The organism is Serratia quinivorans, from assembly GCF_946227985.1.
Classification (GTDB): domain Bacteria; phylum Pseudomonadota; class Gammaproteobacteria; order Enterobacterales; family Enterobacteriaceae; genus Serratia; species Serratia quinivorans_A.
This window is the reverse complement of the sequence record NZ_CAMKGL010000001.1, coordinates 524297-543918: the sequence shown is the minus strand read 5'-3', so window position 1 is coordinate 543918 and position 19622 is coordinate 524297. Positions and strand designations below refer to the sequence as shown.

The 19622-nt window shown below is 54.9% G+C and carries 19 protein-coding genes; 8 read left to right on the top strand and 11 right to left on the bottom strand.

Translation table 11 applies throughout. From position 1 onward, the window contains the following. Positions 1 to 56 precede the first annotated feature (56 nt). The 8 genes from OCH02_RS02550 to OCH02_RS02515 are packed head-to-tail and all read right to left on the bottom strand — an operon-like array spanning position 57 to position 7593. The gene (locus OCH02_RS02550) at positions 57 to 572 is read right to left on the bottom strand and encodes a MaoC family dehydratase (RefSeq protein ID WP_261429667.1); all 516 of its coding nucleotides are present in this window, start codon (positions 570 to 572) and stop codon (positions 57 to 59) included. Then, a complete protein-coding gene (locus OCH02_RS02545; protein WP_261429666.1) occupies positions 566 to 1522 on the bottom strand; it encodes an ornithine cyclodeaminase family protein in 957 nt (318 codons plus the stop codon). The genes OCH02_RS02550 and OCH02_RS02545 overlap by 7 nt, the downstream gene beginning before the upstream one ends. After that, positions 1519 to 2520 (bottom strand): 4-hydroxy-2-oxovalerate aldolase, encoded by a 1002-nt coding sequence (gene dmpG / locus OCH02_RS02540; protein ID WP_261429664.1) that lies wholly within the window; start codon positions 2518 to 2520, stop codon positions 1519 to 1521. The genes OCH02_RS02545 and dmpG overlap by 4 nt, the downstream gene beginning before the upstream one ends. Continuing rightward, complete coding sequence (locus OCH02_RS02535) at positions 2504 to 3391, bottom strand: acetaldehyde dehydrogenase (acetylating) (RefSeq protein WP_261429663.1); 888 nt, start codon at positions 3389 to 3391, stop codon at positions 2504 to 2506. Before OCH02_RS02535 ends, dmpG begins: the two co-directional genes overlap by 17 nt. After that, positions 3388 to 4248 (bottom strand): HpcH/HpaI aldolase/citrate lyase family protein, encoded by an 861-nt coding sequence (locus tag OCH02_RS02530; protein ID WP_261429662.1) that lies wholly within the window; start codon positions 4246 to 4248, stop codon positions 3388 to 3390. Before OCH02_RS02530 ends, OCH02_RS02535 begins: the two co-directional genes overlap by 4 nt. Further along, complete coding sequence (locus tag OCH02_RS02525) at positions 4245 to 5468, bottom strand: aminotransferase class I/II-fold pyridoxal phosphate-dependent enzyme (protein WP_261429660.1); 1224 nt, start codon at positions 5466 to 5468, stop codon at positions 4245 to 4247. The genes OCH02_RS02530 and OCH02_RS02525 overlap by 4 nt, the downstream gene beginning before the upstream one ends. Further along, positions 5468 to 6322, bottom strand: coding sequence for a cupin-like domain-containing protein (locus OCH02_RS02520; protein ID WP_207213193.1), 855 nt, complete (start codon positions 6320 to 6322; stop codon positions 5468 to 5470). The genes OCH02_RS02525 and OCH02_RS02520 overlap by 1 nt, the downstream gene beginning before the upstream one ends. Positions 6323 to 6366: 44 nt before the next feature. After that, positions 6367 to 7593, bottom strand: coding sequence for an MFS transporter (locus OCH02_RS02515; RefSeq protein ID WP_261429659.1), 1227 nt, complete (start codon positions 7591 to 7593; stop codon positions 6367 to 6369). 533 nt (positions 7594 to 8126) lie between these two features. Between OCH02_RS02515 and OCH02_RS02510 the strand changes: the two genes are divergently transcribed. Beyond that, complete coding sequence (locus OCH02_RS02510; protein WP_261429658.1) at positions 8127 to 9344, top strand: M24 family metallopeptidase; 1218 nt, start codon at positions 8127 to 8129, stop codon at positions 9342 to 9344. Between the two features lie 699 nt (positions 9345 to 10043). On the opposite strand, the gene OCH02_RS02505 is transcribed toward OCH02_RS02510, so the two are convergent. After that, the gene (locus OCH02_RS02505; RefSeq protein WP_261429656.1) at positions 10044 to 10370 is read right to left on the bottom strand and encodes a hypothetical protein; all 327 of its coding nucleotides are present in this window, start codon (positions 10368 to 10370) and stop codon (positions 10044 to 10046) included. Positions 10371 to 10511: 141 nt separating this feature from the next. Continuing rightward, the gene (locus OCH02_RS02500) at positions 10512 to 11345 is read right to left on the bottom strand and encodes an IclR family transcriptional regulator C-terminal domain-containing protein (protein ID WP_261429655.1); all 834 of its coding nucleotides are present in this window, start codon (positions 11343 to 11345) and stop codon (positions 10512 to 10514) included. A gap of 179 nt (positions 11346 to 11524) precedes the next feature. On the opposite strand from OCH02_RS02500, the gene OCH02_RS02495 reads away from it, so the two are divergent. The 7 genes from OCH02_RS02495 to OCH02_RS02465 all read left to right on the top strand — a co-directional run bounded on the left by OCH02_RS02495 (position 11525) and on the right by OCH02_RS02465 (position 16855). Further along, positions 11525 to 12211 (top strand): 3-oxoacid CoA-transferase subunit A, encoded by a 687-nt coding sequence (locus OCH02_RS02495; protein WP_261429654.1) that lies wholly within the window; start codon positions 11525 to 11527, stop codon positions 12209 to 12211. Between the two features lie 11 nt (positions 12212 to 12222). Then, complete coding sequence (locus OCH02_RS02490; protein WP_261429653.1) at positions 12223 to 12903, top strand: 3-oxoacid CoA-transferase subunit B; 681 nt, start codon at positions 12223 to 12225, stop codon at positions 12901 to 12903. Further along, complete coding sequence (pcaF, locus tag OCH02_RS02485; protein ID WP_261429652.1) at positions 12881 to 14083, top strand: 3-oxoadipyl-CoA thiolase; 1203 nt, start codon at positions 12881 to 12883, stop codon at positions 14081 to 14083. Before OCH02_RS02490 ends, pcaF begins: the two co-directional genes overlap by 23 nt. 14 nt (positions 14084 to 14097) lie before the next feature. Next, positions 14098 to 14859 (top strand): 3-oxoadipate enol-lactonase, encoded by a 762-nt coding sequence (gene pcaD, locus OCH02_RS02480; RefSeq protein WP_261429650.1) that lies wholly within the window; start codon positions 14098 to 14100, stop codon positions 14857 to 14859. A gap of 133 nt (positions 14860 to 14992) precedes the next feature. After that, the gene (locus OCH02_RS02475; RefSeq protein WP_261429649.1) at positions 14993 to 15172 is read left to right on the top strand and encodes a hypothetical protein; all 180 of its coding nucleotides are present in this window, start codon (positions 14993 to 14995) and stop codon (positions 15170 to 15172) included. 310 nt (positions 15173 to 15482) lie between these two features. Beyond that, a complete protein-coding gene (locus OCH02_RS02470; protein ID WP_261429647.1) occupies positions 15483 to 16079 on the top strand; it encodes a SatD family protein in 597 nt (198 codons plus the stop codon). A gap of 2 nt (positions 16080 to 16081) precedes the next feature. Beyond that, the gene (locus OCH02_RS02465) at positions 16082 to 16855 is read left to right on the top strand and encodes a DUF3307 domain-containing protein (RefSeq protein ID WP_261429646.1); all 774 of its coding nucleotides are present in this window, start codon (positions 16082 to 16084) and stop codon (positions 16853 to 16855) included. A 27-nt stretch (positions 16856 to 16882) separates the two neighbouring features. Here the strand turns inward: OCH02_RS02465 and mgtA are convergent, their stop codons facing one another. After that, a complete protein-coding gene (gene mgtA, locus OCH02_RS02460; RefSeq protein ID WP_261429645.1) occupies positions 16883 to 19582 on the bottom strand; it encodes a magnesium-translocating P-type ATPase in 2700 nt (899 codons plus the stop codon). Between the last annotated feature and the right edge of the window lie 40 nt (positions 19583 to 19622).

Genomic DNA, 19622 nt, shown 5'->3' with positions numbered 1-19622 from the left:
AATGGTTTTTTTCTGCTCCTCCCCGCTGCGGTGAGCAACGGGGAGGAGCCAGGCATTTAATCCTGCGCGGATGAGGATTGGGCGGCAATATATTCCCGCCGCAGAACCATAAACGACCGCTCAAAAGTAATCACCGTCTCGCCGGTGGATTTGATACCCAGGGTTTCTACCGTGACGATGCCTTTATTCGGCTGGGATTTTGAAGGCCGTTTTGCCAGGATTTTGCTGGTGGCATACAGCGTATCGCCGACAAAAAGCGGATCTTTCAAACGTACTTTTTCCCACCCCAGATTAGCCACCGCTCTGGCGGACAAGGCTTGCACGGTCATGCCGCTGACCAACGCCAGGGTAATGCTGCTGTTCACCAATACGCGGCCATATTCAACCTGAGCGCCGTAGGCCTTATCGAAATGCAACGGGTGCTGGTTCATGGTCAGCAAGGTTAGCCAGGTGTTGTCGGCTTCAGAAAGCGTGCGCCCCGGCCAGTGTTTGATGGTCATGCCAGGCTCGAAGTCCTCGTAGTCGCCACCGTGTTCTTCAACGTACTCATTTTCGCCAACGCGTCTTAGCATGGTCTCTTCTCTGTGGATGGGTAGAGTGCGATCGCGGCGGCCGTGTCTTCAATCGCCAGCCCCACACTGCGGAACAAGCTTGTCTGCCCTTCGCCCGCAGCAGACTCGCCAAGAATGACGGCGCCGAGTTCATTAAGATCTTCAGGCTGGAGGTAACCCTGCGTGAGGGCGGTTCGAACCTCTCCTGCATCCTCCCTGGCGGCAGCGGCGGTTTCCACCACCACAAACGCCGTTTTCAGCAAGGCAGGATCCACCTCAATAGCCTCTTCATGGGTGCCGCCGATAATATTCAGATGCGCCCCCGGCGTTACCCAATCGGCCTCAATCAAGGGTTGTGAAGATGAGGTTGAGGTGGTGGTGCAGATGATATCCGCCTCCTGCACGGCTTCGAACACGCTATGGCAAATGGCAATCTCTGCCGCCGTCACCGTTCGCGCCCACTGCACGAACAGATCGGTTCTGGCCGGCGTGCGGGAAAAAATTCGCACCTTGCGGATTGGGCGAACGGCAAGCATTGCCAGCAGCACTGCCCGGGCCTGTACCCCGGCTCCCAAAATGGCCAGGTTCCCGGCATCGGCATTCGCACACAGGTCGGTTGCCAAACCGGCCACTGCGCCGGTGCGTACTGCCGTTAAACTTGCGCCATCAAGTAGTGCCAGTATCTGACCGGTATTGATGTCGGTCAGCACCACCACACCGTGGATCAGCGGCAGTCCGTGGGCGGAGTTACCCGGCGTGAGCGTGGTGATTTTGACGCTGGCGACACCGCGTTTCAGCCAGCTGGCCGGGCTGACCAGCATCTCAGAACGGCCATGATCCAGTAAGGTGCGCGGCGGCGAGCGTTCTTGACCGCTGCGTAAATCCAGGAACACGTCACTCAGGGTCGACATCACCTGTCGCAAACGATCAGCCCCCGCCATTTCCGCGGCGTCGATGATTGGCAGGGTCATGAGGCCGCCCTCTTCAGCTCGGCGACAACCTCAACGATCAAGTCTTCCTGCCCGGCAATAATTTGTCGTCGCCCCAGTTCGAAGAAGACATCGCGCGCATCCACTCCAGCGTTGCCTGCATGGTTTAGCACCGGGCTTTTAAAACCGGAAAAAACGCCGGCCAGACCGCTGACGATGCCCAGAGAGTCGATCATCGGCGGAACCACCATTAACTCTCTGGCGGCAAGATCGGCGGCATCCAGAAAATGATAGAGATCGATGCCGGTGTTAAAACCCAGGCGCTCCAATACCGGGATCAGCACTTCCAGTTGGGTGTTGCCCGCCCCGGCACCGACCCCACGGGCGCAGCCATCAATAATGCCGGCGCCTGCCTGAACGGCAGCCAGCGAATTCGCCACCGCCATGCCCAGGTTGTTATGCGCGTGGAAAATCAGCGGCACCTCGACCTGCATGCGCATGGCCGCAATACGTGCGGTGACATCCTGCGGCAAAAGACTGCCGGCCGAATCCATAATGCCGACCGCCTGCGCGCCGTAACCTACCAATAACTCTGCCTGGTCAGCCAGCTCGACCGGGGTGGCCATATGGCTCATCATCAGTACCGCATGAGCCTCCGCGCCCTGTTCCCGCAGCCAACCCAGATGGCGTTCGGCCAGCGTAGCCTCGGTACAATGGGTACCAATGCGCACCACATCCGTGCCGTAAGCCAGAGCTTTGGACAAGTCGGCGATGGTGCCCCAACCGGGCAACATAAACACCGCCATCTTGCTGTTTTGCAGAGACTCGCGAACGGTGGTCAGCATCTCTTCGTCACTCAATGCCGCACGCCCCACCTGATAGGAGGAAGCTCCCAGCCCGTTACCGTGGCCAACTTCAACCATCGCAACGCCGGTTTTGTCTGCCGCCGTGGCGTAGCTTCGCAACTGCGTCGCAGTGAGTTGGTGTTTCACCGCATGCTGACCATCGCGCAAGGTTGAATCGTTAATGAGAATAGTCATTGGCCACCTCCGCTTTATTTCGATAGTGCGCATACTGTTCGGCGACCAGAATGGCAGCGGAATTAATCAGGTCCAGGTTACCCGCGTATTCTGGCATGACCTTGCTGCTGGCGGTGACCTCCAGCGAGATTGACGCTCGCCCTTCGGTCACCTTGAGCGCCGTTAGCCTATAGCCCGCCGAGAACTCCCGCACCGCCGCCGCCGCCGCAGTGACCACCGGGGTTATCTGTTCTGCCGTCACGCCAGGAATATCGGCAAATATAGTCACCCTGAACATGGCCGGCGGCGTTGCCGGGCTGATATTGAGGATCGCCTTGGTATTTGCCACCCCAGTGAAAGCGCTGAGCGCAATCTGGGTGGTTTCTACGTATTCATCGATGTTGACTCTGGTCGCTCGCCCCAAAATATTGCTGGCTACGGTCGCCACCACCTCGATGTCGTTCATGTGGAAATGTCGGCTCAGGGCATGCAGGATCGGGATCGATGCCTGCCCACCGCAACTGATCAAACTGACATTGCGATCGGTCAGGGCTTCGGTACCGGTTACCGTGGGGACGATCATTTTCCCCAGGTGGCTGGGAGTCAGGTCGATCAGCAACGTACCCAGCGGACGTAGCAGTTCCCAGTGTTTGACATGTGACATGGCGTTGGTGGCGTCGAACACCACATCGAATGGCTTGGGGGCAGCCAAAATTGCGTCGATGCCGCCGGCACTGATCGGGCAACCCAGCTCAGTGGCGGCAGCCAAACCGGCGGAGTCCTTGTTGCGCCCTGCCACCAGCCCACAATGCAGCCAGGATGAGCGATATATTTTATTGACCAGATCCATCCCTATGGCACCGGTCCCTATCACCGCAACGGAGAGCGTCATGAGTTGCTCCTGTTAAAACGCGCAGCCCAGGCCTGGCCTAATCCCAGGGTGGTATGGGCCATACGGGCGAAAGGTGGCCCCACCATATGACCATCGAGCAAGGCAATGCCCCCTTGCGCAGCCTTGACCGCCTCGGTGATGCGGCGCGCCGCCAATAACGCGTCTTCGTTTGGCCGTAACGCTGAATTGATAGGCTCAAGTTCACTGGGGTGAACGGTCGCTTTACCGTGGAAGCCCAGATCCCTGATGTTCTGGATTTCGTTAGCCAGCACCTCGGGTTCAGAAAGACGATAGTTGGCGGTATCAATGCAACCAATGCCGTGTCTGGCACTGGCCAGAACCATCGCCTGACGTGCCGCCAGCATCCCCGACCAGGTGATGGGTACGCCCAACGTGGCCGCCAAATCCGCAGAGCCAAAAATCAGGCCATCGGCTACGGCCGCGACATCATCGAGATCGGTAATGGCTTCAACGGTCTCTATCGTCAGGTAAATCTCCGGGTGCTTGCCCGCAGAAGCAAAAGTCTCACGCAGAAAAACCACCTCGGCAGGTGACCTGACCATCGACATGACGATAAACCCGGGCGCGGTGCCGCCACAAAGCATCACCAGGTCATGCAGCGCATCAACCGTACCCAGCGCGTTGATGCGCACGGCAATATTTGCCGACGGCGGGGCATTATCAAGCGCGGTACGGCAGATAATGCGCCCTTCTGCTTTCGACGGACCGGGAACCGAGTCTTCCAGATCGATCAGGTGGACATCAGCGTCATAAGTCAGCGCCTTGACTACCCGGTTGAGCGACAAGGCAGGCGTATACAGAATGCTGCGCGGAATGGCGCGTGTGTTATCCGTCATTGGGGAGCCCTTACTTCAGCCAGTATCTTGCACAAACGGCGAATTTGATCTTCTGTTTGCCCGGCACGCATCATGACCCGCAGGCCGGCAGTGCCTTTGGCGACGATCGGGAAGAACACCGGTGAGACATAAAAACCGGCTTCAATCACCTGACGCCCTTCGCTGATCACCGTCTCATCGCTCATTGGCACCAATCGGATCGGGTAGGCGTTGCCGCTCTGCTCGGTCGGGATCAGGGAATCGAACAGCGCAATGTTGTCGTACAGCTTCTTTTGCAGCATCGGTAACTCTGCCGTGCGGTGAATGTCGGCAGAGGCCAGGCTGGCACCGATGGCCGCCGTGTTCAGATTTTGCGAATAGTTAAGCCCACCGCCAAAGCGCTCGACCAGGCGCAACATCGGCTGTGAATAGCCGTTGAGCAGTATCGCCGCCCCGCTGGTGCCGAAAGCCTTGTTGAGCGTGACCACCATAACGGTGTTCTCATTCAGCGCCGGGCTGTGTGAGCGAACGTAACCAATCCCACGTTCGCCATAGGCGGAAATAGAATGTGAATCGTCGTAGAACACCATCAGGCCGTATTTGTCCTGCAGTTCGGCCAACTCTTTAACCGGCGCATAGCCGCCCAGGCTGTCGCTGCCGTCAACCACGTAGCAGACCCGCTGGTATTTCTTGCAGCAGTCCTTGATGAACTCCAGATCGTGGTAATTGCAGGTGACGACCTCGGTTTCATCGGCACAGGCGGGTTTTGCCGCCGCCAACGACACATGAGCATGTTTATCGAAAATCATTAACGGCCGAACACCGTTGCCCAAATGCCCGGAGGCGATCAGCGGCAGCAGCCCCCCACTGATGCTGCTGGCTGACACGCCACTGAGAACATCGGCCTGGAACAGTTCACCGAGCGATTCCTCCAGCTCTTTGAGCACCGGGAGCTGGACCCGGCTACGGGCGATGCAGTGATCCAGCACGCCGTAGCGACGTACCGCGTCGATAGCCCCTTCTATCACCTTGGGATGGGAGTCCAGATTCAGGTAAGAACAGCAGCTAAAATTGACAAATTGATGGCCACCCGGGGTGGACAGCAAATCGTTTTCAAGCCCGGCGACGATCCCTGCGAGTCCGTTCTGCTCTGACATATCCCAGAAGGGATTACCAATACCGATAGCTTTGTCGTTGTTGCGATAGTGGTTGGTTGGCGTGATCTTCTTGCGGCTGGTCATCAAATTCCTTCCTTCTTGGCAGGTTCGGGTTGATAGTTATAAATGCCTTTGAACTTACGGTAGGCCGCCGTGTAGAGCGCGGAATACAAAACATAAGGCCTGCGCAGGATTTTCAGATCCCACAGCCAAAAGTTAACGTTGATATTCAGGTCGTCTAACGACTCGGCCTGATGCCACCAGCCCAGCGGCAAATACAGCATTTCACCGGGCTCCAGAATAAAATCGCGGCGCTGCGGGGATTTCGCTGCCAGCCGCGGAAAACGCTGTGGGTCAATATTGTTAAAATCGAAGGCCTGCGATTTGTCGCCAAATCCCTTTAGGATAGAGCGCGGGTAATAATCGCGGCGGCCGGGTGGGTAAAGGATGAATCGTTTTCTTCCCTGCAGGGCGATATTAAAGTTCTCGAGTTCATCGAAGTGACTTTGGGTAAATACACCGTGGTAACTTATCCATAAATTGGCCGCATTCAGACCACGACGAGAAGCCAGTAGCGAAAACGCATCAAAGCCGAGAAGAGTATTGATGTCTTCTGGCCGGTGCATAATATTGGAAACCACGCGGTACCAGGTGCTGTTGTCTCGCTGGTATTCTTCATTTTCCAAAAAGCCACGAAGTTGAATTTTCGTGGTCTGCCATCGCTCGGTATTTTCCTTATTACTCGCTTCCCGGAATAAGGTGACATTGTCATCACCTAACCGTTGAGCAATAAGGTCATTAGCGCTATTGCTGGTATCAAGCGGTAAATCAGTAATAATCACAGGAACGTCGGCTCGGAAAATAGCCTCCACTCCCATAGCGACAAATTCATTAAAGCTAATACGTGGAACGGGCATACCCGTGGTTAACTGGTTCACGATGGCCGTTTTCCTGTCTCGGTAATAAGAGTGAAAGAACCCGCTTAAATGGGGCTTGGCATTGATTTCTTACTGAGTAGCGATTGGCTGAACAGACTGGCTAATAAGGCGAGCATGCCGGCGGCCAGAGCGATCCAGGCGACCTGGGCAGCCCCTGTTTGATCTGAAAGTTGCCCGCCGACCGAGACACCGAAGGAAAAACCCAGCCACCCGGCGCTTGAAAGCCAGGAAAACCCTTCGGATAAACAGCCTTTAGGCGTTAACGATTCCAGCAGGTTGCTGCAGGTGATTAATAACGGTGCTACCGATAAACCGGCGATAAACGCAGACAAACCCATAACCAGTGGGGAACTGGTGAAAACCAGGGGAACGGTACCTGCGCAAAGCGTGGCGGAAGTAAGCAACAGCAGCCGTGGCTGCGGTATAGACCAGTTCATCGCACCATAGCAGAGCCCCCCGACCAGGCTGCCCCCGGCACAGATAGACAACAGCACTCCGGCGAGAGTGGGATTGCCCACCTCTTTGGCAAAGGCGATCATCATTACATCGATCGAGCCAAGGAATATCCCCACCGCCGCATAGGAAACCATCAGGCTACGTACCCAAATCATGCTAATGGCCCTGCGGTTTTTTTCGTCGACCTTCTGCACAATAACCGGCTCTGAACGCCGATGCAGCACCAGCGCCATCGACCCACTGAAGGTGAATACGGCACATAAAACCAACCCCGCAGCGGGGTGCAATACCGTGGCTAACACAATGGCGACCAACGGGCCCAACAAGAAAATAATCTCGTCGAGTACGGTTTCTAAAGCATAGGCGGTTCGCAAAGCCTCATCGGTGACCATTGCCGCCCATCGGGTACGAATAAAGCCATCAACCGGTACGGATGAGCACCCAATACCAATAGCGGCGGCCATAATTAGCCATAAATGGGCATCAAAAAACACCAGGGCAATCAGCAAAGCGATGGCGATCACGTGACAGCAACTGGTGACAACAAGCACTTTTCGCTGGCTGACTCGATCAGCAAAGCCCCCCAGTATCGGGCTGGCCAAAGCCTGGGTAATCATTAAGGTTCCGGCGACGGTACCTGCAATCCACAGCGAATTGGTCGTGGCAGAAAGCAGCATAATGCAGCTGATAGATCGCATCGCCACGGGAAAGCGCAGCAATAAACCAAACAACGAAAGCGCAGCATGGCCGGGGCCGGACAGTAATCGGGTATAGGAGCCAAAACTGAATGTAGACTCAACGGCATTTGTTTCCATAAGGACTCTCGTTAAAATATCGCTTATACCCAGGCAATTAAATATATTCGTTAGAATACATCCACCCACCTATTAGATTAAGTGCGCACAATAGAGATAATGATTTAATTATTTACATACAATGTTCCGAGGGAGTGAAAGCACGCCCCCGAAATTAAATTTAGCCATGCTAAATATGCCCCCAAAGTTTATAAATTTATTTAATACGATGGGCATTAAGAATTAGCAACGCTAATGGATATTAGCAAGAGCATTTTTGCATCACATTGATGCGTTATTGCATTATTTAGATAATATAGCCAGTTAGCGATAAAATAATGACCGAATATAATTTTTATTTCGTTAAACTCACCATTTTCAGCAAAATTTGTTGGCACTCTGGCGCATTAGAATGCCAAAGCAAGAAACTGTGCCGTAATCGACAACTTTCTTATCTAATAAAGCCAAGTTTTGTTGCTGTGGTTTACCTATGATGAAGGTTTAGTACGCAGGAGCCTCGGCCCTGACATTTGACACTACGCGAGGAGAAAAGCATGGCTATAGGCATTGGCGGTTGCACGGCGCAACAGGCCCTGGAACAGCTGCAACCGTTAACGAACCATCCGCCTGAAATCGCCGCCGATGAGTATCGGCAACGCATTCAGCATGCACAGCGCCTGATGCGCGAAAACGGTATCAACGCCTGCTATGTCAACGCCGGCAGTAACCTGCGCTATTTTACCGGTACTCAATGGTCGGCGAGCGAACGCATGGTCGGCGCGGTGATCCCGGCCGAAGGCGAAATCGCGTATATTGCCCCCTGGTTTGAGATTGGCACCTTAAAAGACGCACAGGTGATAGAAGCAGAAATTTTTAGCTGGCATGAAGAAGAAGATCCCTACCGGTTGTTCTTCGGGGTACTGGCCTCTCGCGGGCTGACGGGTGCGGGCCAGGTGGCAATTTGCGAAACGGCTTCGGTCACCCTGTTCCTCGGCCTGCAACAATATGCCGGCGATATCAAGCTAATCAGTGCCCAGCCGATCACCGGCCACTGCCGCAGCCGTAAATCGGCGACGGAAATCGCGCTGATGCAAACCGCCAATAATATTACTCTGCGGGTGCAGCAGGCAGCCGCCAGTATATTGCGCCCTGGCATCACCGCTAACGAACTGATCGACTTTGTCGATAAAGCCCACCGTAAAATGGGCACCAGCGGCTCATACTTCTGTATTGCACTGTTCGGATCCGATAGCGCGTTTCCCCATGGTGTGAAGCAACCCCACCCGCTGCAAAACAACGATATTGTGCTGCTCGATACTGGTTGTCGCTATAAGGGTTACCTATCCGATATCACCCGTACCTATGTGTATGGCGAAGCCAACGAACGGCAACGCTTCGCCTGGCAGGCGGAGCATGAGGCGCAGGCCGCCGCTTTTGCCGTTATCGCGCCCGGTGTACCCTGCCATAAAGTGGATGATGCGGCGCGCGATGTGCTGGTCTCTTATGGCTTTGGGCCGGACTATCAGCTGCCGGGGCTGCCGCATCGCACCGGGCACGGTATCGGGCTGGATATTCATGAAGCTCCGTATCTGATCCGTAAACAGCAGCAACCGCTCGATATCGGCATGTGCGCCAGCATCGAACCCATGCTGTGCCTGCCGGGTGAGTTTGGTATCCGCCTTGAAGATCATTTTTACGTCACAAGCGAAGGCGCACGCTGGTTTACCCCACCGGCCAAATCCATTGACAACCCATTTGATTTAGCCGGTTGATTATCCCCCGGGCGGCAATGCCGCTCGGATTTAAATGTAATATTTATATCGATCATGTTTAATAAAACCATTTAACTATACAACTTAGTGCAATCACTAATTAATTAAAACCTATCACCATCCGAGTAAAATAACTCTTGATATAAAAATAGTTGTGAGCTAAAAGTTAACCGTCCCTTTCAAAAGTGCATATAAAAATAAATTACACATTCAAATGGAGTTGATAATGAAAACAATTGATATAGCTTTGCTAGACTCGATCGCCGGTGGCCGTGGCAATAACGGTGGTGACCGTACGGATAATGGCGGCAGAAACAGAAATTGGTAGCTCATGTCGTATCTAAACTAGAAACCATAGGCGGTAGTTTATTACTACCGCCTTATACATTAGAGTCGCGTTATATATGACAAAGACAATTAGATCGTTACTTGTATTGTTAGCTATAGTTTCCAGCAGCCCTTTCCTTAGCGGTGTTGGTGTGCTTAACCCTGGATCAGGCTTTGCCGCGCCGGCAGGCATGTCTCAATTAGTCATTATCATTGCCACTTTCTCTTTTTTCATTTCTTTATTTTTTAAAGCATTCGATTTTTTTACAAAGTCTTCAGCATGAAAATAACATACTGGGCAATATCAGTTTTAATTGGGATGATTTTATCCTCTGTTTTATTAGCTGGTGCAGGCATCGGCGTTGATTATCTTTACTCTGCGCCAGAAAAAATATCAAAACTCATCGTTGCCGTGTTCTTTTCACTTGCCATTATTATTTTTATATATAAAGTCATCTGCATGGTTTTCAAAAAAGCATAGATAAAACCGCCCCACATAGGCGAGTATGCGTGGGCGGTTGATTTTAACGGTGAATAAATTAATGGAGTGAAACAAATGAGGGAAATAATTAGACCCGCAATTATCCTCTTGGCAATCATTGCCACGGCCCCTTTTCTTAGCGGTATCAGGGGCGAGACTTCTGCTTTAGGTTTCTCCGCCCCCTTTGGCGCATCCGCATTTGTTATTACTCTCGCCACCTTTTACGCTTTTGTCACCCTTTCCTTAAAAATCTTTGATTTTTTTGAGAAAAAAAATTAGTGAATATTATAAAAGGCACGTTTTTTAATATTCAATCGCTTGGCCAGCCGGTGCACGTTGCTGCTGTAACCCCCAGGCGGTTACAGCAGCAGCGCCAGCTCCATTGCCGTGCGTTGCAGCTGTGGCAGCACCCGCTCACGTAACTCCGCCGCCGAGATTTGCGAAGCATTGACCCCCACGTTCATCGCCGCCACTACGCCGCCCTTGCGGGAATGCATCGGCACCGCGATAGAACGCAGGCCAATTTCCAATTGCTGATCGTTAATGGCGTAGCCTTGCCGACGCACTTTAGCCAACTGTTCACGCAGTTGATCGGCGTTGGTCACGGTGAACTCTGTCAGCGCTTCAAAGCTCACCCGCGACAGATAATCGTTTAACTGTTCATCATCCAGTGCGCTGAGCAAAACCAGTCCCATCGACGTCGCGTAGGCTGGCAGGCGACTGCCGCGCCCCAGATCGATAGTCATAATACGCTTCACGGAAGCGCGGGCGATATACAGGATATTGTCACCGTCCAGCGTCGCCACCGAGCAGGATTCATTCAGCAGCTTGCTGAGATAATCCAGTGAGTTCTGCGCCGCTTTCGCCAGCTCGGAAGAAGAAAGATAGGCGTGCCCGATAGTCAGCACGCGTGGCAGCAGCCGGTAATGGCGGCCGTCAGGACAGTGCACAAACCCCAACGCACGCAGGGTGTACAAGCAGCGACGCACCGCCGCACGTGGAATGCCGGTAATTTGGCTGATTTCAGAAACCGACATTTGTGAATACTGCGGTTGGAAAGCCTGTAGCACCTCCAATCCTCTGGCCAACGACGCCATAAAATTGGGGTCGCCCTTATATTGATCGTTGCTTAACTCCCCGATCTCCTGCAATCGACGCAGTTCTCCAGCACCAGACTCCGACGTATCACTCATCCTGACCTCCGACTCAATATAGTTATCCGTATCACAGAATTGATAACCAAAGGATTAATGTTTCGATAATCGCACAATACGCTGATATTCGCACTTGTCGCTGTTTTTTTCATCCCTTAAGGTAAATCCAGGCCCATAAGCGTCACGCAGAAATGACCGTTTCGCAATCAGGAGAGCAGATGATCGATAAATACGTGGCGTCCATCGATGCCGCCGTCGCCGATATCCCCGATGGCGCGACCATTATGGTCGGCGGTTTTGGCCCGGCAGGTCAGCCCTATGCGCTGCTGGACGCCCTGACTCGCCATCAGCCACGCGGGCTTACGCTTATCAGCAATAATGCGGGCAACGGGGATTTTGGTTTGGCGGCGCTGTTAAAGGCCGGTTGTGTGCGCAAGGTTGTCTGTTCATTCCCGCGCCAGTCGGACTCCTGGGTATTTGATGATTTGTACCGCCGTGGCGAACTGGAGCTGGAGCTGATGCCGCAGGGCAATCTGGCGGCACGCATTCAGGCCGCAGGTTCAGGGCTGGGGGGTTTTTACACTCCGACCGGCTACGGCACCGAATTGGCGCAAGGTAAAGAAACGCGCGAGATCGACGGCAAACACTATGTGTTCGAGCTACCGCTAAAGGCGGATTTCGCGCTGATCAAGGCCGATAAGGCCGATCGCTGGGGTAACCTGCTGTACAACAAAACCGGGCGCAACTTCGGGCCGATTATGGCCATGGCGGCCGCCTGCACCATTGCCGAGGTCAACCGCATGGTGCCACTGGGGGAGTTGGATCCTGAAAATATCATTACGCCGGGGATCTTCGTGCAACGCCTGGTGACTATGCCCGCTCACTCTGCGCAACCGTCGGCCTAAGGAGGGCCCCCATGACCAAACTCACACATCAGCAGTTGGCCGAACGTATTGCGCGCGATATCCCGGAAGGTGCCTACGTCAACCTGGGCATTGGTATCCCAACCCAGATAGCCAATTACCTGCCGGCGGATAAAGAGATCTTCCTGCACAGCGAAAACGGCATTCTCGGCATGGGCCCGGCACCGGCGGCCGGTCAGGAAGACCCCGAACTGATCAACGCCGGTAAACAGCCGGTCACCCTGCTGAAAGGCGGCTGTTTTTTCCACCACGGCGACTCTTTTGCCATGATGCGCGGCGGTCACCTGGATATCTGCGTGCTCGGGGCTTATCAGGTTTCCGAACGCGGCGATCTGGCCAACTGGAGTACCGGCGCAGCGGGGGCAATCCCGGCGGTCGGCGGTGCGATGGATCTGGCGATTGGCGCCCGTCAGGTGTTTGTGATGACCGAACACCTGACCAATAAGGGCGAATGCAAAATTGTTCGCCACTGTACTTATCCCCTGACCGGCGTCGGCTGTATTGATCGCATCTACAGCGATCTGGCGGTGATGGACGTGACTTCTCAAGGCCTGGTGGTGCGCGAAATATTCGGCGGGCTGACCCCGCAGCAATTGCAAGCAGTCACCCCGGTCGAACTGACCTTTGCCCTTCAGCATGGAGAACTGCCGCATGATCCCCGCCTACCTGTGTGACGCCGTCCGCACGCCTTTTGGCCGACTGAACGGCAGCCTGGCCAGCGTTCGCGCCGACGACCTGGCCGCCCTGCCGCTCAAGGCGCTGCAGGCACGCCACCCACAGCTTGACTGGACGGCAGTGGACGACGTGTTGCTTGGCTGTGCTAATCAGGCCGGAGAGGATAACCGTAACGTGGCGCGTATGGCGTTGCTGCTGGCCGGGCTGCCGGTACAGATCCCCGGTTGTACCCTCAACCGCCTGTGCGGCTCCAGTCTGGACGCCGTAGCGATGGCGGCCCGCGCGATCAAAACCGGCGAAAGTGAACTGATGATCGCCGGCGGTGTAGAAAGCATGTCCCGAGCCCCGTTCGTGATGGGTAAGGCGGAAAGCGCCTTCAGCCGAATGATGAAACTGGAAGACACCACCATGGGTTGGCGGTTTATCAACCCGCAGATGCAGGCGTCATATGGCGTGGAGTCGATGCCGCAAACCGCCGAAAACGTTGCCCTCAAGTTCGGTATTAGCCGCCAGGATCAGGACGCCTTTGCCCTGCGCAGCCAGCAGCGCACCGGAGCCGCGCAGGAAAGCGGCTTTTTCACCGACCAGTTGATTGAAGTCAGCATTGCGCAGAAAAAAGGTGAACCGTTACTGTTCACTCAGGACGAACACCCGCGCGCCACCACGCTGGAAGCCCTGTCGAAGCTGAAACCGGTGGTTAACCCCCAGGGGACGGTTACCGCCGGAAATGCTTCCGGACTGAACGACGGTGCCTGCGCGCTGTTGCTGGCCAGCGAAACCGGGATGACTCGCCACGGACTGCAACCCATGGCCCGCATTATTGCCAGCGCCGTTACCGGTATTGAGCCTTCGATTATGGGCTTTGCCCCGGCTCAAGCGGTGCACAAGGTATTAAAAATTGCCGGGTTGAGCCTCGACCAAATGGACGTGATTGAGCTTAACGAAGCTTTTGCGGCGCAGGCCTTGGCGGTGACGCGTGAATTGGGGCTGAGTGACGACACCGCACAGGTGAATCCCAATGGCGGTGCGATCGCCCTCGGTCATCCGCTGGGTGCCTCCGGTGGCAGACTGGTGATGAACGCCGCCTGGCAATTGCAAAAGACGCGCGGCCGCTATGGCTTGTGCACCATGTGTATTGGCGTCGGTCAGGGCATTGCGCTGATTATTGAACGGGTATGAGACGGAGAAGCAGCATGGATATCGACTATCGCCTTGATGGCCGCGCCGGAGCGCCACTATTGGTGCTGTCAAACTCGCTCGGTACCACCTTCGACATGTGGCAGGCGCAACTGCCGGCGCTGAGCGCGCGCTTTCACGTTTTGCGCTATAACCAGCGCGGGCACGGTGCCACGCCGTTGCCAACGCTTCCGCTACGGCTTGAGGATCTGGGCCAGGATGTGATCGCCCTGCTCGATCATCTGGATGCGCCAAGCGCCCATTTTTGCGGCATTTCGATGGGCGGTCTGACCGGGTTATGGCTCAACCGCTACCACCCGCAACGCATCCGGCGACTGGTGCTCGCCAATACTGCCGCCCGCATCGGCAGTGCCGAAGGCTGGCAACAACGTGCCCGGCAGGTTCGCCACTCAGGCCTGGCCCCGATCGCCGCGGCCTCTCCCGTGCGCTGGTTCAGCGAAGCTTTTTTACAGCAGCATCCTGAACGGGTTGCCCCACTGGTCGCCGGGCTGGAGGCCGGTAATGCCGAGGGTTATGCCGCCTGCTGTGATGCACTGGCGCTGGCAGATCTCCGCACGGAAGTCGTTTCCATGACGCGACCGATGCGGGTGATTGCCGGGGAACGGGATCCGGTGACTACGGTGGAGGACGCCGAATTCCTGGTCGCCAACGCCCCCCATGCCGAGCTGCAACGCTTGCCGGCTTCGCATATCTCCAATATTGCCTGCCCGGATCTCTTCAACCGCAGCGTTATCGAATTCCTGTCTGAGAAGATGTGATGCATTGAAAAGTATGCCGAAACGTCAGGTTAAGTTTTAGCTATCGAATCCATACGCCAAAGCGTCTGTTCATTATGTGCTCTTTGGTTACAATCGTTAGCACTGAAATCCACCGTTTCGAGGGCTAACTAATATGTACAATTTCTCACGTTATCAGGCAAAAGAACTGGCGCTGGCTTATATGAGCGGCAAAAAACACGATCTGTCCCCGCAGGAGTTTTTGCAGCAACTGAAAAGCAGCGAGAAATCTTTCGACCATCTGTTGAAGCACGGCAGCGAACAGCCGCGCGAAGTGTTGGTACAAAGCTTCTGAAAACCCGCTCATAACCGCTATACCTCCCGCTTCGCCGGTGGCGAGCCTCCTGGCCCGCGTATTCCCGGCTGAACGGCTGCAGTGTTTTTCACCGACGCTGCGTATCCCAATAGGTCCCTCTCGGTAATAAACCACAGGGATACTTATCTTCGTGCAGCCTGAGCTACTCAAGCCAAACCGCATTGAACCTCAACTTTTCGTATTGAGAGGCGAATAACCTGCATATTCGTATTCAGAGGCGAATTATTGACATATTCGTATTTAGATGCGAAATTAACCGATAACTCCCCGCTTCAGAGCAGAAGAAGACATGCCAGCCCAAGTCAGCGTGATCACCGGCGATCTGGTCAATTCCCGACAGTCAGACACCACTCACTACCTTAGCGGCTTAAATGACCTGCTTAGCCAGCTGCAACAGGCTAAGCTTATTCAGCAGTTCGAGATTTTCCGTGGCGATGCCTTTCAGGCAGTGAGCGAACCGCAGTCTGGTTTGCTGCTGGCGGTATATATCCGCATCGCGCTCAAAGCCATGGACGCCCAACGCTGGGATGCCCGCATCGCTGTCGGCCTGGGCACAAAGCAGGCTCAGAACGCCGGCTATGGCAGCGCCTTTGTAAATTCGGGCCAGGCGCTGGACGGCCTGCTGAAAAATTGCCGACTGGCTCTGAAAAATGATAACGATCAGACCAATGCCATTGTCAGCGATCTGTTGCCAATGTTAGATCATGTGGTTAGCCGTCTTTCGCAGACCGAAGCGCGGATAGTCCAGGCGCGTATCTTCGCCTCCTCCAACCAGGAAGTGGCTGAGAAACTGCAAAAGGCCGCCTCTACGGTCTCCGCAACGCTCAAACGCGCAGCCTACGAGGAAATCATGCGATTTATTCACGCGATTAACAGGATCACCTGAATATGGATTTAAGCTACCTGCCCCTGCTGATTTGGTTGCTGATAGCCCACTTGCTTGCCGACTTCCCACTGCAACCGCGGAGTTGGGTTGAGGATAAAATACGTCATCGGGCAGGCTCTCGCTTCTTGCTGCTGCATGCCCTGCTGCACGGCGTGCTGGCCGCCTGGGTCGTGGCCGGTTTTGCTCTGTTGCATGGCGGGATCTCTTCCGCTCAAGTGCTGTTCGCCCTGTTGGTTATTGCCATCAGCCACTGGCTGACCGACCTGCTGAAAGTCACCCTGTTAACCCGCCTCAGCCAGGCACGTGGTTTTTTGCTCGATCAAGGCCTGCACCTGGCGGCGATTGTTTTGCTGTGGCTGTTGCTTACGCCGAATGCCCTCGCCCTGATTAACGCGCTGGCTAGCGCAGCGGCTCGCTGGCAAACCGGGCTGGTGCTACTGGCTTATTTATTGATTTATATGCCGATGGGCATTCTGATGGGCCAATTGCTGGCGCGCTGGACGCCACAGATGCCGCCGTCAGCCAAAGCGGATAACGATTCGCTGTTACGCGCAGGCAAACAAATTGGTTATCTGGAAAGAACGCTGATCCTGACCTTTGTGCTGATAGGGCAGATCCCGGCTATCGGTTTTTTGCTGGCGGCCAAGTCAATCTTTCGCTTTGGTGATTTACGCCAGAGTGATGACAAAATGCGTACCGAGTATGTGCTGCTCGGTACGCTATTTTCCTTTACGCTGACCATCATGCTGGGTCTGCTGGTGAAGAAACTGCTGTAGGGGCGCAGTAGCCTGCGCCCGCAATAATTACAACCACTCGCCGAAACGGCGAATATAGAACCGCTTCATCATCTGCGCGACTACGCAGTAGCTGATCAAGGTACCAGCCAACCATGGGAAGTATTCCCAAGGCAGCGGCTGCAGCCCAACCAGGGCACCAAGCGGTGAGAACGGCAGATAAATCCCCAACGCCATCACCAGTATCGTGGTCAACAGAACCGGCAATGCAGCGGTGCTCTGAATAAACGGAATTTTCTGGGTACGCAGCATATGCACCACCAGCGTTTGCGACAGTAATCCCTCAATAAACCACCCGGACTGGAACAGGGCCTGATGCTCCACGCTGTTGGCAGCGAAGACAAACCACATCAGCGCATAGGTAGTGATATCGAAGATAGACGAGGTCGGCCCAATCCACAGCATAAAGCGGCCAATGTTTTTCGCATCCCACTTGCGCGGTTTACGCAGGAACTCTTTGTCCATCTTGTCCCACGGCAGCGACAGCTGAGAAATATCGTACATCAGGTTCTGGATCAGCAGGTGGATCGCCAGCATCGGCAGGAACGGAATAAATGCGCTGGCCACCAGCACGGAGAACACGTTGCCGAAGTTGGAGCTGGCGGTCATGTTCAGGTACTTGATGATATTACCGAAGGTCTCGCGCCCCTTGATCACGCCCTCTTCCAGCACCATCAGGTTTTTCTCCAACAGAATGATGTCTGCCGACTCCTTGGCAATATCAGTGCCGGTGTCCACCGAAATACCTACGTCCGCATCGCGCAGTGCCGGGGCATCATTAATGCCGTCACCCAGGAAACCGACGGTATGACCATTCGCCTGCAACATTTTCAACACCCGCGACTTTTGCAGCGGCGTCAATTTGGTAAATACCGTGCGCTGCTCTACTTCACGCGCCAATGTGGCATCGTCCATCTCGGCAATTTGCGGCCCGGAAAGCGGTTCGCCAGGCTCCAGCCCAACATCGCGGCAAATCTTGCAGGTGATCACCGGGTTATCGCCGGTTAACACTTTCACCGCAACGCCGTTTTCCTGCAGTGCCGCAATCGCTTCTTGCGCACTCTCTTTCGGTGGGTCAAGGAAGGTCAGGACGCCCTGGATCACCATATCGCGTTCATCATTTACGCTCAGCGGCAAGGCATTTTTCTGTTCCCCCAACTCTCGGGTTGCCAGCACCAGCACGCGGAATCCATCCTCGTTATACTGGGCGGCCAGCGCCTGCAGTGCCTCACGTCGCGTCTGATCCAGCGGTAAAATCTGCTGCCCTTCACGGATATGAGTAGCGATTTCCAGCATTTCCTCCACGGCCCCTTTACAGATCAGCCGCTGTTGGTGGTTTTCATCCGCTACGACGATAGACAGGCGACGACGCACAAAATCGAACGGCAGCTCATCAACCTTGCTGAAACGCCCCAGTGCTTCAATGCCAGGTTTGCCACGCCCAAAGCGGATCACCGCCTGATCCATCAGGTTTTTCATCCCGCTCTGGTGGAAGCTGTTCAGCCAGGCCAGGTGCAACACTTCATTGTCTCTGACGCCACTGACGTTCAGGTGATGTTCGAGGATGATGCGATCCTGGGTCAGGGTACCGGTTTTGTCGGTGCAGAGTACGTCCATCGCGCCAAAATTCTGGATGGCATTCAAACGTTTGACCACCACTTTGCGCCGTGACATGGCAATGGCACCCTTCGCCAGATTGGAACTGACGATCATCGGCAGCATCTCTGGCGTCAGCCCGACCGCCACGGCCAAAGCAAACAGCGCCGCTTCGCTCCAGTCACCTTTGGTGAAGCCATTGATCAACAAGACGATCGGCACCATCACCAACATAAAGCGGATCAGCAGCCAGCTGACGCTGTTCACCCCGCGATCAAACGCGGTTTGCGAGCGGGAACCGACAATCGACTTTGCCAAGGAACCAAAATAGGTGCGCCCGCCGGTCGCGACCACCACCGCCGTGGCGTTGCCGCTGGCGACGTTGGTGCCCATCAGGCAGATATTCGACAGTTCCAGCAGCGCATGTTCACTGGAAACTTCATCCTCGCTCGATTTTTGACTGACGTTGCCCATTACGTCGTATTTCTCGATCGGGATCGCTTCCCCAGTCAGGATCGCCTGACTGATAAACAGATCGCGTGAGGTCAGCAGACGCACGTCCGCCGGTATCATATCGCCGGCAGAGAGCTTAATAATATCGCCCGGCACCAGTTCGCGGATCGGTATTTCCAGCGTCAAGGCCTGCGCGCTGTAACTGCTGCGGCGCAGTACCGTGGCGGTAGTACGCACCATCGACTTCAGCGTCTCGGCCGCCTTGTTGGTGCGGTACTCCTGCCAAAAACGCAGTAACCCGCTGAGTGAAACCATCACCAGTATGATGATCACGCCGGTAAGATCGGTTTCTTCACCGCGCCGGGCCGGCAGCCAGTAATCGGTAAAGAAACTGATCGCGGCCAGCACCATCAGCACATAGATAAACGGGTTGTTAAACGCGGCGAATAGTTGCACCAGCGCATGGGGTGCCTTCTCATGAGCCACCTGATTGACGCCATACTGCTCCAGGCGTTCAACCGCATCGTCCTGGGTCAAGCCATTGCGATTACATTTTAAATTGGCCAGCGTCTGATCAACGCTGTTTTTCGCCTCTTGGGCGATGGCGTAAGGCGTCGTTTTTTTATCACGACGGCGTACGTTTTCATTAATATAGGTCATAACGCAATTCTCTTATTTTACTCTGCGCACAGGGTTACCC

What these genes read in the sequence shown, in the direction of transcription:
- OCH02_RS02550 (WP_261429667.1), bottom strand. Translation starts at nt 572, where the DNA reads ATGCTAAGACGCGTTGGCGAAAATGAGTACGTTGAAGAACACGGTGGC.
- OCH02_RS02545 (WP_261429666.1), bottom strand. Translation starts at nt 1,522, where the DNA reads ATGACCCTGCCAATCATCGACGCCGCGGAAATGGCGGGGGCTGATCGT.
- dmpG (WP_261429664.1), bottom strand. Translation starts at nt 2,520, where the DNA reads ATGACTATTCTCATTAACGATTCAACCTTGCGCGATGGTCAGCATGCG.
- OCH02_RS02535 (WP_261429663.1), bottom strand. Translation starts at nt 3,391, where the DNA reads ATGACGCTCTCCGTTGCGGTGATAGGGACCGGTGCCATAGGGATGGAT.
- OCH02_RS02530 (WP_261429662.1), bottom strand. Translation starts at nt 4,248, where the DNA reads ATGACGGATAACACACGCGCCATTCCGCGCAGCATTCTGTATACGCCT.
- OCH02_RS02525 (WP_261429660.1), bottom strand. Translation starts at nt 5,468, where the DNA reads ATGACCAGCCGCAAGAAGATCACGCCAACCAACCACTATCGCAACAAC.
- OCH02_RS02515 (WP_261429659.1), bottom strand. Translation starts at nt 7,593, where the DNA reads ATGGAAACAAATGCCGTTGAGTCTACATTCAGTTTTGGCTCCTATACC.
- OCH02_RS02510 (WP_261429658.1), top strand. Translation starts at nt 8,127, where the DNA reads ATGGCTATAGGCATTGGCGGTTGCACGGCGCAACAGGCCCTGGAACAG.
- OCH02_RS02500 (WP_261429655.1), bottom strand. Translation starts at nt 11,345, where the DNA reads ATGAGTGATACGTCGGAGTCTGGTGCTGGAGAACTGCGTCGATTGCAG.
- OCH02_RS02495 (WP_261429654.1), top strand. Translation starts at nt 11,525, where the DNA reads ATGATCGATAAATACGTGGCGTCCATCGATGCCGCCGTCGCCGATATC.
- OCH02_RS02490 (WP_261429653.1), top strand. Translation starts at nt 12,223, where the DNA reads ATGACCAAACTCACACATCAGCAGTTGGCCGAACGTATTGCGCGCGAT.
- pcaF (WP_261429652.1), top strand. Translation starts at nt 12,881, where the DNA reads ATGATCCCCGCCTACCTGTGTGACGCCGTCCGCACGCCTTTTGGCCGA.
- pcaD (WP_261429650.1), top strand. Translation starts at nt 14,098, where the DNA reads ATGGATATCGACTATCGCCTTGATGGCCGCGCCGGAGCGCCACTATTG.
- OCH02_RS02475 (WP_261429649.1), top strand. Translation starts at nt 14,993, where the DNA reads ATGTACAATTTCTCACGTTATCAGGCAAAAGAACTGGCGCTGGCTTAT.
- OCH02_RS02470 (WP_261429647.1), top strand. Translation starts at nt 15,483, where the DNA reads ATGCCAGCCCAAGTCAGCGTGATCACCGGCGATCTGGTCAATTCCCGA.
- OCH02_RS02465 (WP_261429646.1), top strand. Translation starts at nt 16,082, where the DNA reads ATGGATTTAAGCTACCTGCCCCTGCTGATTTGGTTGCTGATAGCCCAC.
- mgtA (WP_261429645.1), bottom strand. Translation starts at nt 19,582, where the DNA reads ATGACCTATATTAATGAAAACGTACGCCGTCGTGATAAAAAAACGACG.